Origin of the sequence: Streptomyces sp., assembly GCF_031178505.1 — a bacterium.
GTDB lineage: Bacteria > Actinomycetota > Actinomycetes > Streptomycetales > Streptomycetaceae > Streptomyces > Streptomyces gulbargensis.
The window spans coordinates 1-9,233 of sequence record NZ_JAPSIW010000216.1 but is presented as its reverse complement, the minus strand read 5'-3'; the positions used below and the strand labels follow the sequence as shown (position 1 = coordinate 9,233).

Below are 9,233 nucleotides of genomic sequence, written 5' to 3'. Positions count from 1 at the left end.
CTGCGCCCAGGAGCTCGTCCTCGACGAGGTCGCCCGCCGTACGAACCAGGACCCGTACGCGATGCGCCGCAGGCTCCTGAAGGACGCACGGGCCCGGGCCGTACTGGAGAAGGCGGCGGAGGCGGGGGAGTGGGGCCGGACCATGGCCCCCGGCACGGCGCAGGGCATCGCCGTCCACGCCGAGTACCACTCCGTCGTCGCCGTCCTCGCCGAGATCGACTGCCGCCCCGCGACGACGGGGCGGCGGATCCGCGACGCGTACACGGGTCCGCGTGTCACCAAGGTGGTGTGCGCCGTCGACGTCGGCCTCGCCGTCAACCCGCGAGGACTGGAGGCCCAGATGATGGGCGGCATCGCGGACGGCATCGCGATCACCCTCACCTCAGGGCTCCACCTGCGCGACGGCCACTTCCTCGAGGGCAGCTGGGACCAGTACTTCTACACCCGGCAGTGGAACACCCCGCCCGAACTGGAGATCATCGTGATGCCGCCGACGGGCGACGAGCCGGGCGGGGCCGGCGAGCTGGCGGTCGCGGGCGCCATGGCCGCCGTCGCCTGCGCCTACGGGCGGGCGACCGGCACCATGCCGACCGTCTTCCCCGTCAACCACCGCGAACCGCTCGCCTTCACCCCCCTGCCCACCGTTCCGCCCGTGCCCGCCTCCCCGGCCGACGGCCGCGACCGCGCCCTGTAGAGACCTGGAGCCCTCGTGCCGCAGCACACCTTCATCCTGAACGGCAAGGCCGTCACCGCCGACATCGAGGGGGACGTCCGCCTCCTGTGGGTCCTGCGCGACGTCCTCGGCGTCACCGGCCCCAAGTACGGCTGCGGGGTCGGCGTCTGCCAGGCCTGTACGAGCCACCTCAACGGCCGGGCGTTCACGCCCTGCGCCGTACCCGTCGGGGATCTCGGCCCCACCGACGAGGTGACCACCATCGAGGGCCTTCCCGACACGGTGGGCGCCGCACTGCACCCGATGCAGGAGGCCTGGCTCGACCTGGACGTGGCCCAGTGCGGCTACTGCCAGCCCGGGCAGGTCATGACCGCCGTCGCGGCCGTCCGCCGGGCCCGCGAGGCCGGCCGGGAGATCGGCGAGGCCGACCTCGACGCCATCCGCAACGTCTGCCGGTGCGGCACCTACCACCGGATCCGCCAGGCGGTCCTGGAAGGCGCCCGCCGCATGGAAGCGGAGGCGCCCACGCCGAGCGACGGGCGGGGAACGCCGGTCGAATAGTTCGTGATGCGAATTTCCGGGTTTCCGCGGGTAGGGTGTCGGCATGGCGAAGGACGAGGGTGGAAAGCTCGGGATCGTCACCGCACTGGTGCGCTCGGCTTTTCTCGTGAACGAGGTCTACGCGGCGGCGAGCCGCGTGTACGGGCTGACCCCGCAGCAGGGGCAGTTGCTGTGCGTCCTCATGCCCGGCCCGACCGGGATGAGTGAACTCGGCGGCAAGCTCGGCCTCGCCAAGTCCAGTCTCACCGGTCTGGTCGACCGGACCTCGCGGCTCGGTCTCGTCCACCGCGAGACCTGCCCCACCGACCGGCGGGCCGTACAGGTCGCCCTGACCGGGGAAGGGGCCCGGACGGCCGAGGAGTTCTACGCCGAGACCTGCCGCCGGATCGCGGAGCTGCCCGCCGGACTCGACGGCCCCGAGCGGGAACTCCTCGCCGGACTGCTCGGCCGGGTCGTCACCGACAACGAGGTGCCGGACGTCTTCGCCGACCAGGAATGACCCCGGAAGGGGCGCGCGTCGCCGCCCGCGCGCCCCTGATCGTGGCCGGCCTCCACCGGCCCCGGCCCTGGGACCGGAGCGCGGCCCCCGGCCCGCGTCCTACGCCGTCGCCGGGACTCCGGTCCCGAACAGCTCGGCGAAGCGGCCGGTGAACAGGTCGTTCCCCTTGTACTGGGAGACCGTCCCGGCCGGCAGGACCATCGGTCCGTCCGGCGACGGGAACTGACCCACGCCTCCCAGCGGCCCCAGGGGCAGCAGGACGGACGGGATCGGCGAGGGACGGTAGGTGCTCTCGGGCAGCTCGCCGCGCACCTGGGCCCCGATGTTCGCGGCCACGACCTCGGCGTGCTGCATCGCGTAACCGGCCATCTTGGCCTCGTCGAGCGCGGTGATGTCACCGACGGCGTACACCCGCTCCTGCCCCTCGACCCGCAGGTGTTCGTCCACCCGTACGTGTCCGGCGGGCGTCAGCGCCTCCGCGAGCTCCAGGGCGAGGAAGTCGCTGTGGACGCGGACGCCGTGGCAGCGGAACCAGATGTCGGCCGTGACCTCCCCGCCGTCGGAGGTGGCGACGGTGAACGCCCCGGCGCGGCCGGGGCCGCCGGGCGGCTCCTCGGAGAGGGTGACGCCGAGCCGCAGCTCCACGCCCAGGGCGTCGAGCTGGGCGAGCAGGTCGTCCCGCAGCCCGTCGGCGAAGGCCGGCATCAGCGTCGTGCCCGGGTCCACCACCGTCACCCGCTTCCCGGGCCAGACCGCCTTGATCTCACCGGCGAGTTCGAGCCCCACCGGCCCGGCGCCGCTGATCAGCACCCGCTCGGCGCGGGCCAGTTCCCCGTGCGTGGCGCGCAGGCCGCCGAGCGCCTCCCGGGCGGAGTCGGTCTCGAACTTCGCCGGGTACGGGTAGGAGGAGCCGGTCGCGAGGACCACGTAGTCCGCGTCGATCCGGGCCCCCGAGGCAAGGGTGACGCCCTTCGCGTCGACGGAGGCGGCCCGCTCCGCCACCACCCGGCCGCGGCTCAGCAGCCGGTCGTACGGGAAGAAGATGTTCTCCGCCCAGTCGGGCCGCACGAGTGCCCGCAGCGAGCCTGCCGCGTGCACGAACGCGTCCTTCGGCTCGACCAGGACGACATCGGCCGCCTCGTCCAGCGCCTTGGCGACGGCGGCTCCGCCGTAGCCGCCACCGATGACCGCGACGACTGCGTTCATTGTTCCCCCTCGGAAGACATCCCAATTGGTTCGCACTACGAACAGTAGTAGTTCGTGGTGCGAACTGTAAAGGGAAAAAAGGGGAACAGCGGATTCAGGGTGGTGGGCGCGGGGCGTGCGGTCCGGTCAGCCGCCGGCGCCGGGCACCCAGTGGTTGTACACGGCCACCACACGCGGCTCCGGCCCTTCGGGCCAGCCGAGGCCGGTCGCCACCGGCATCATCCGGTCCGCGAACGCCCGCATCTTCTCCTCGCTCTCCCACACGTCGAAGATCTCCAGGCCGCTGTCGGTCGCCACGCACGCGTGGGAGAGGCAGCCGTCGAAGATCTCGGGCGTGGTCCGGAGCTGGGCGTTGAGCGCGTCGTACTGCTCCGTGCGCAGGCCGTCGAGGACGGCGTGAACGAGGATCGCCATGGCACTTCCTCCTCGTGAGCTGCTGGACAGCCCCCTCTCCACCAGCACACCACGCCCGGGGCGTGCGCGGCACCCGCTCCGGATGCGGGCCACCGCCCGGGGAGGTAATCCGGGAGACGGGGGAAGGCGGAGGAGAAGGAAGTGACGGAAGACCGGAAGAAGCGGAGGCTGCCATGGCGCGCTCGGCGCTCCTCGTGATCGACATGCTGAACACGTACGAGCACGAGGACGCGGACCTGCTCGTGCCGTCGGTGAAGGAGGCGATGCCCGCGATCACCGACCTGTTGCGGCGGGCCCGGGAAGCGGGTGCGCCGGTCGTCTACGCCAACGACAACTTCGGCCAGTGGCGCTCCCACCACGGGGAGATCCTCGACATGGCGCTCGCGGGCCGCCACCCCGAACTGGTCGACCCGGTCCGGCCCGACGAGGACGCCCTCTTCGTCGTGAAGGCGCGCCACTCGGCGTTCTACGAAACCCCGCTCGGCTACCTGCTCCAGTCCCTCGACGTGACCGACCTCGTGCTCACGGGCCAGGTCACCGAGCAGTGCGTCCTCTACTCGGCCCTGGACGCGCACATCCGCCACCTGCGGGTCACGGTCCCCCGGGACGCGGTCGCCCACATCCACGAGGACCTGGCGGAGGCCGCGCTGCGGATGATCGAGCGGAACATGAACGGCCGGATCGAGGACGCGGCCGACATCACCTTCTGAGTCCGTTCGGCGGTACCGCGCCGACGGGCCGGCCGGCGGTCCCGGTGTGCCGTGTCGCTTCCCGTGGGGCCGCCACGGCGGTGCCCCGCCCCGCGCGCGGCCCCGCCCGGTGCCGCCGTGCCCACGCGCGGCCCGTGGCCGCGTACCAGGAGCCGGCCAGGACGACGGCCAGCGCGACCTCGACCAGATCACCGCCGTAGTACATGACCTGTGCCCCGGTGCGCAGGTCGGCGGCGGTGAAGGCGGTGCCGGGGGGCGCCGTCGCGTACAGGCTCTTGGCGAGAACGGCGTGCGCGGCTCCGGCGCCCAGCAGGGTCGCCCCGCGCAGCGCCGGGCTCCAGCGGCGGCGCACCGGGTCGAGTTGAGTGACGGAGAAGGTGAACAGCAGTCCGGCGGCGAGGACATGGGCCTGGACCAGGGCGTGCGGCCACGGGAGGTGGCGCACGGCGGCGAACAGCCCGGTGCGGTGGAGCAGCCAGAGCCCCCCGATGTCGATCAGGGCCGCCAGCGGAGGGAAGAGGAGAAGGCTCACCCCGGGGGAGTGCGCCAGGGTGAGGAGGCCTCTGCGCCCGGCGCCGGGAGGCAGGACGCGCAGGACGAGGGTCAGCGGGCGGGCGAGGACGAACAGCAGCGGGGCCGCCATTCCCACGATCAGGTGCTGCACCACGTGGGCGGTGAAGGGACCGCCCGGCAGCGGGCCCGCCGCCGCCCACCCCAGGGCCGTACCGCCGGAGGCGAACGACGCGTCGCGCCACCTCGACCAGGCGTCCCCGCGGCGCCGCAGGCGGGCCGCGGCCGCCGCGTAGGCGGCGACCGCCGGTGCGCAGGCCGCCGCGGCGACCAGTCCCGCCAGGTCCGGGTCCCCGGCCGTACCGTGGTGCGCGTGCGCGAGGATCACACCACGGCCCCGGCCCGGTCCCGGCGGGCCGCGCGGACGGCCAGGGCCACGCCGGTCAGCAGCAGGACCAGACCGCAGGCGTTCCACGCCCAGTCGTAGGGGGTGACGTCCACGCCGTAACGGATCTGGTGCAGACGCAGCAGTTTGTGGTCCACGACGCCGTCGAAGAGCTGGAAGATCCCCAGACCCAGGAAGAAGCCGGCCCGGGCGTGGCCCGGTGCCAGGGCGCGGCGGCGGCGCAGATCGGCGAAGAGGAAGAACCCGGCGACCAGGGCGAGCAGTTCGGCGGTGTGCAGCAGCCCGTCCGACAGCAGCCCCACGGCGGGGGTCGAGCGGTCGTAGAAGTGGTGCCAGCCGAGGACCTGGTGGAAGACGATCTCGTCGACCGCGGCCATCACGGCGGCCCCGATCACGCCGCACACCACCGCCGACCTCCGCGGTTCGGGGCGTGTTTCGGGGACCGCGGGCGGGTGGGCCGGTGCGCTCATGGGGCTGCCTTCCTGACACGGACACGTCTGCTGATCCGTACGCCTACCCTTTGGTCCCCGTGGTGTGCCCGTCCGGCCCCTCATCCGGGTGAGACGTCGGTGGCCGGGCCGGGCACGGCCCGGAACACGACGGCCCCGGACGGCGCAAGGCCCCCACCGCAGGGGAGCGGTGGGGGCCTTCGGGCTCTGCGGTACGGGCTCGTCAGGCGCCGGGCGGTGTCCGGGCGGGCCGGCCCGAGCCACGGGTGAGGGCGTGTCCGCCGACTCCGGCGAGCGCCGCGAGCACCCCGCCGGCCGCTGTCCAGAGCCAGCGGTCCGACCACCAGGCCGAGGCCCAGCCGTCCTCCGGGGCGGCGGCGTCCACCGCCGGCGTGCGGCCGGCCGCGGTCTCGGCCTCCGCCACGTCGGCGGTCGTCGCCCCCGGCACCAGCGGGACGGCCGGAGGGCCGTCGGCGGCGTGCGCGCCGCCCTCGTCCCGGACGTCCACCCCGAGGCGGGCGGTGAACGGTTGGCCCAGGTCCTCGTCGGGCAGCGAGGTCACCGTGAGCCGTACGAAGTAGCTCCCCGGCAGCGGGTCGCCGGCCCACGGGTCCGCCGCGCCCCGGACGGGCCGCAGGACGCACGTCAGGCGGACCTCCGCCGCGTCCCGCGCCGCGGCCCGGGCCTGCGTGCCGTACATGCAGGGCTGGCGCCGGCGCAGCCCGTCGTACACGTCGATCCGCCAGGTGGCGGGGCCGTGCCGCAGCGAGGCCGCGGGCAGCGTGACCGCGGCGCGCACGGCCGGGCGCTCGCCCGTGTCCGCGGGGAAGACCCAGTACAGGTAGTCGCCCGTGGCGGCCTGCGCCGTCGCCTCCTGACCGGGGCGGAAGGCGGCGGCGGTACGGAAGGTGGTGCCCGCCTCCGTGGGGCCGGCCTCGGCGTCGGAACCGGGCGTCGCCGGGATGGCGGAAGACTCCGTCCGGGCGGCGGAAGCGGCCGGGCCCGCGAGGGCTCCCGGGGCGGCCGGGCCCAGCAGGGCCGCGGCGGCCGTCACGGCCGCGCCGAACATTCGCAGGGTACGCATCAGTTGGTCCTCCAGACGGCGACGCGCCAACGGGACAGCCAGCCCCGGATCAGCCCGGCCAGGAAGCCGGCCAGGACGAGCGCACCGAGCAGCCACCAGCCGCGACCGAGCCCGAACGCGGCGAGGTCGGAGGCGCCGGCCGGGCCGTCCACGACGTCGACGCTCAGCTCGACGGGCATGCCGGGCGTCGTCCGTACCGACGGGGGAGCGGAGAAGGAGTTGCTGACCTGCAGGCAGACCGTCTCGGCGGCGGGCTTCGCGTCGCCCGGGCCGTCGTCGTCACGCTCGGGCACGGGGTGGCGCAGCCCCGTCGAGATCACGTCCGTCCGGCCGTCCCCGGCCTCCGAACCCCGGACGATCTCCCGCCCGGCGGGGGTGACCGCCCGGAGCAGGACACCGTAGTCGCGGTGGACCTGCCGGTCCGAGGCGATGCTGACCGAGGCGCGCAGCTCCTGGCCGGGCAGCACCTCCACCCGGTACCAGCGGTGCTGGCCGAAGGTCTCGCGGTCCGTGTACACGCCCGGCCGGAGCAGCGGCGCGCCGGCGCACCGATCGGTGCCCCGGGTGGCCACGGGCGGCACGACCGGATCGGCGGCGCGGTCGACCAACTGGCGCACGCGGCGGGAGAGTTCGTCGGTGCGATGGACGGAGGTGTACGTGCCTCCGGTGGCCTCGGCGATGCACGTCAGCTGCTGCCGCGTCCGGGCGTCCGGCACCAGGCCGAGGGTGTCGATGACGAGGTGGATGCCCTTCGCCGCGATCTCCCGCGCCACCTGGCAGGGGTCGAGCGGCGCGCAGGTGTCCTCGCCGTCGGTGATGAGCACGATCCGCTTGGTGGCCCCGTCGGTCCCCAGGTCGTCGGCGGCGCCGAGCAGGGCCGGACCGATCGGCGTCCAGCCGGTCGGGGCGAGCGTGGCGACGGCCGTCTTGGCCTCGGTGCGGTCCAGCGGTCCGACCGGGTAGAGCTGCCGGGTGTCCTCGCAGCCGCGCTTGCGGTCGGGCCCCGGGTAGTCGGCGCCCAGGGTGCGGATGCCGAGCCGGACCTCCTGCGGGACGGCGTCGAGCACCTCGTTGAAGGCCTGCTTGGCGGCGGTCATGCGGGACTGGCCGTCGATGTCGCGGGCCCGCATCGAGCCGCTGACGTCGAGGACCAGCTCGACCTTGGGGGATTCCTCGGCCACCGGCTCGTCGGCGGCCGCGCCCGTCGGCAGGAGCGCTGCGCTCAGGGCGGCGAGCAGCGCGCAGGCCCCGGTCGCCAGCCGTTTTCTCGTGATCATCGCCGGATCGTATTGATGATCGTCCGACAATCCAAAACGGGCTGCCGGCCCGTGAGCGCCGCCGACGGGCCGTCACCGTGCCCGCGGGTGCCCCGCCCGGCAGGACCGGTCAGGGGCCCGACGGTTCGTCAGGCCGCTTCGCCCGACCGGTGTTCCGCGTCCTCCTCCGGAGCGCGGTCGCGCGCGGCGGCCGGCTCCAGGCGGGCCTCCAGACGGCCGTTCACGACCCGCGTACGGAAGACGGGCTGGGGGGCGGTGGCCGGACCCGTCACGTTCCACCCGTCCGAGAGACGGAACGTACTGCCGTGCCAGGGGCAGCGCAGGCAGCCGTCCTCGACCGTCCCCTCGGCCAGCGGTCCCGCCATGTGACTGCACCGCTCGGCCAGCACGTGCACCAGGCCGTCGCCGGTGCGGACCATCACCACCGGCACCGTGCCGATCATGCCCCGCCGGGGGCGGTCCACCGGCAGGTCCGTCACGTCGCCCAGCTCGTGCCAGCCGGACCCGACCAGATCCGGCACCTCCTCGGCGTGGTTCGCCCCCGCGCCCAGCCGGTACGACAGGTGGCCGCCGAGCGCGCCGCCGACGGCCACGGCCGTCAGGCCCGCGAAACCCCAGGCCTTGCCGCGCCAGTGCCGTCCCCGGCACCGGGCCGACAGCGACACGGCGTAGCAGACGACTCCGGTGGTGTTGGCCACGGCGTGCAGCAGCCCCGCGCGCATCTGCGGGCGGCGCAGCTCCGCCCAGTCCACCCAGCCGGCCACGGCGGCCGGTGCCGCCCCGGCGAGACCGGTGGCGACGAGCGCGCGCGCCGCGCGGCGCTTTCCCGGCAGGACGTCGAGCACCGCGGCCGAGAGCCAGGCCCCGACCGGCAGCTGCACCATCAGCGGGTGCACGGGGTGGCCCAGCCAGCGGCCGTGCAGCACGTCCCGGGCCCCGCCGAGCGGCAGCGACCGCACCAGGGATCTGAGCGCGTCCGTCACGGGGTCCACACCCTCGAACGACTCCCAGCGGTCCAGGGCGTCGAGGACGCGGCCGGGCCCCCGGGTCTTGGGCAGGGCGGCCCGGAGGGCCGACACGGTTCGGGCGAGAGGGGTGAGCGTCTCCATGCCGGGCGGATTACCGGTCCGGCGCGGCGGAAACGTACGGGGCGGCGGGGGAGCGGTTCGAGTGGCGGGCGGGTACGGCGGCGGGCGGTCGGGTGCGGTCCGGTGGGGAGAGCGGCGCGGGTGGTCGCGGTCCGGCGCGGGGCCGGCGGGGCTCCCCGGAGGCGCACCCGGCCGGCCGTCCGCCGGGCGGGTGACGGGCGGCGGTGGGAGCCGGACCGTGACGGGCGCTTCCGGGCCGCTCCCGGCTTCTCCGACGGAGCCGCGCCGGCCGGCGTCGGTGCCGGGCCGGCCGGGATCGATGCGTTCCGCGCGGTGCGGTGCGGTGCCGGGTCGTT

At 74.9% G+C, this 9,233-nt stretch carries 11 protein-coding genes; 4 read left to right on the top strand and 7 right to left on the bottom strand.

Annotated features, from left to right (window positions below):
• The 3 genes from RIF68_RS16485 to RIF68_RS16475 all read left to right on the top strand — a co-directional run.
• Positions 1-694: molybdopterin cofactor-binding domain-containing protein (locus tag RIF68_RS16485; protein ID WP_375165709.1), on the top strand; the 694-nt coding region annotated here is incomplete at its 5' end.
• Between the two features lie 15 nt (positions 695-709).
• Positions 710-1,234 carry a 2Fe-2S iron-sulfur cluster-binding protein gene (locus tag RIF68_RS16480; RefSeq protein ID WP_309052018.1) on the top strand — a complete coding sequence of 175 codons (525 nt, stop codon included), beginning with the start codon at positions 710-712 and terminating at the stop codon, positions 1,232-1,234.
• Between the two features lie 43 nt (positions 1,235-1,277).
• Positions 1,278-1,733, top strand: coding sequence for a MarR family transcriptional regulator (locus RIF68_RS16475; RefSeq protein WP_309052017.1), 456 nt, complete (start codon positions 1,278-1,280; stop codon positions 1,731-1,733).
• A gap of 99 nt (positions 1,734-1,832) precedes the next feature.
• Here the strand turns inward: RIF68_RS16475 and RIF68_RS16470 are convergent, their stop codons facing one another.
• A complete protein-coding gene (locus RIF68_RS16470; RefSeq protein ID WP_309052016.1) occupies positions 1,833-2,939 on the bottom strand; it encodes an FAD-dependent oxidoreductase in 1,107 nt (368 codons plus the stop codon).
• Positions 2,940-3,065: 126 nt separating this feature from the next.
• Positions 3,066-3,353, bottom strand: a complete 288-nt coding sequence (locus RIF68_RS16465; RefSeq protein WP_309052015.1) for a hypothetical protein — start codon at positions 3,351-3,353, stop codon at positions 3,066-3,068.
• Between the two features lie 173 nt (positions 3,354-3,526).
• On the opposite strand from RIF68_RS16465, the gene RIF68_RS16460 reads away from it, so the two are divergent.
• Positions 3,527-4,063: an isochorismatase family cysteine hydrolase gene (locus tag RIF68_RS16460; protein ID WP_309052014.1), complete on the top strand. Its 537-nt coding sequence runs from the start codon at positions 3,527-3,529 to the stop codon at positions 4,061-4,063.
• Here the strand turns inward: RIF68_RS16460 and RIF68_RS16455 are convergent.
• The 5 genes from RIF68_RS16455 to RIF68_RS16435 form a co-directional block, all read right to left on the bottom strand.
• Complete coding sequence (locus tag RIF68_RS16455) at positions 4,053-4,961, bottom strand: cytochrome c oxidase assembly protein (protein ID WP_309052013.1); 909 nt, start codon at positions 4,959-4,961, stop codon at positions 4,053-4,055. The genes RIF68_RS16460 and RIF68_RS16455 overlap by 11 nt on opposite strands.
• Positions 4,958-5,449, bottom strand: a complete 492-nt coding sequence (locus tag RIF68_RS16450) for a DUF2243 domain-containing protein (RefSeq protein ID WP_309052012.1) — start codon at positions 5,447-5,449, stop codon at positions 4,958-4,960. The genes RIF68_RS16455 and RIF68_RS16450 overlap by 4 nt, the downstream gene beginning before the upstream one ends.
• Positions 5,450-5,651: 202 nt before the next feature.
• Positions 5,652-6,512 (bottom strand): hypothetical protein, encoded by an 861-nt coding sequence (locus tag RIF68_RS16445; RefSeq protein ID WP_309052011.1) that lies wholly within the window; start codon positions 6,510-6,512, stop codon positions 5,652-5,654.
• Entirely contained in the window at positions 6,512-7,789 is a 1,278-nt protein-coding gene (locus RIF68_RS16440; protein WP_309052010.1) for a VWA domain-containing protein, read from the bottom strand. The genes RIF68_RS16445 and RIF68_RS16440 overlap by 1 nt, the downstream gene beginning before the upstream one ends.
• 128 nt (positions 7,790-7,917) lie before the next feature.
• Entirely contained in the window at positions 7,918-8,898 is a 981-nt protein-coding gene (locus tag RIF68_RS16435) for a Rieske (2Fe-2S) protein (RefSeq protein ID WP_309052009.1), read from the bottom strand.
• Positions 8,899-9,233: the final 335 nt, after the last annotated feature.

Excerpts from the sequence above, each read along its gene's own strand:
- RIF68_RS16475 (WP_309052017.1), top strand. The coding sequence starts at position 1,278 with ATGGCGAAGGACGAGGGTGGAAAGCTCGGGATCGTCACCGCACTGGTG.
- RIF68_RS16440 (WP_309052010.1), bottom strand. The coding sequence starts at position 7,789 with ATGATCACGAGAAAACGGCTGGCGACCGGGGCCTGCGCGCTGCTCGCC.
- RIF68_RS16470 (WP_309052016.1), bottom strand. The coding sequence starts at position 2,939 with ATGAACGCAGTCGTCGCGGTCATCGGTGGCGGCTACGGCGGAGCCGCC.
- RIF68_RS16445 (WP_309052011.1), bottom strand. The coding sequence starts at position 6,512 with ATGCGTACCCTGCGAATGTTCGGCGCGGCCGTGACGGCCGCCGCGGCC.
- RIF68_RS16465 (WP_309052015.1), bottom strand. The coding sequence starts at position 3,353 with ATGGCGATCCTCGTTCACGCCGTCCTCGACGGCCTGCGCACGGAGCAG.
- RIF68_RS16450 (WP_309052012.1), bottom strand. The coding sequence starts at position 5,449 with ATGAGCGCACCGGCCCACCCGCCCGCGGTCCCCGAAACACGCCCCGAA.
- RIF68_RS16460 (WP_309052014.1), top strand. The coding sequence starts at position 3,527 with ATGGCGCGCTCGGCGCTCCTCGTGATCGACATGCTGAACACGTACGAG.
- RIF68_RS16435 (WP_309052009.1), bottom strand. The coding sequence starts at position 8,898 with ATGGAGACGCTCACCCCTCTCGCCCGAACCGTGTCGGCCCTCCGGGCC.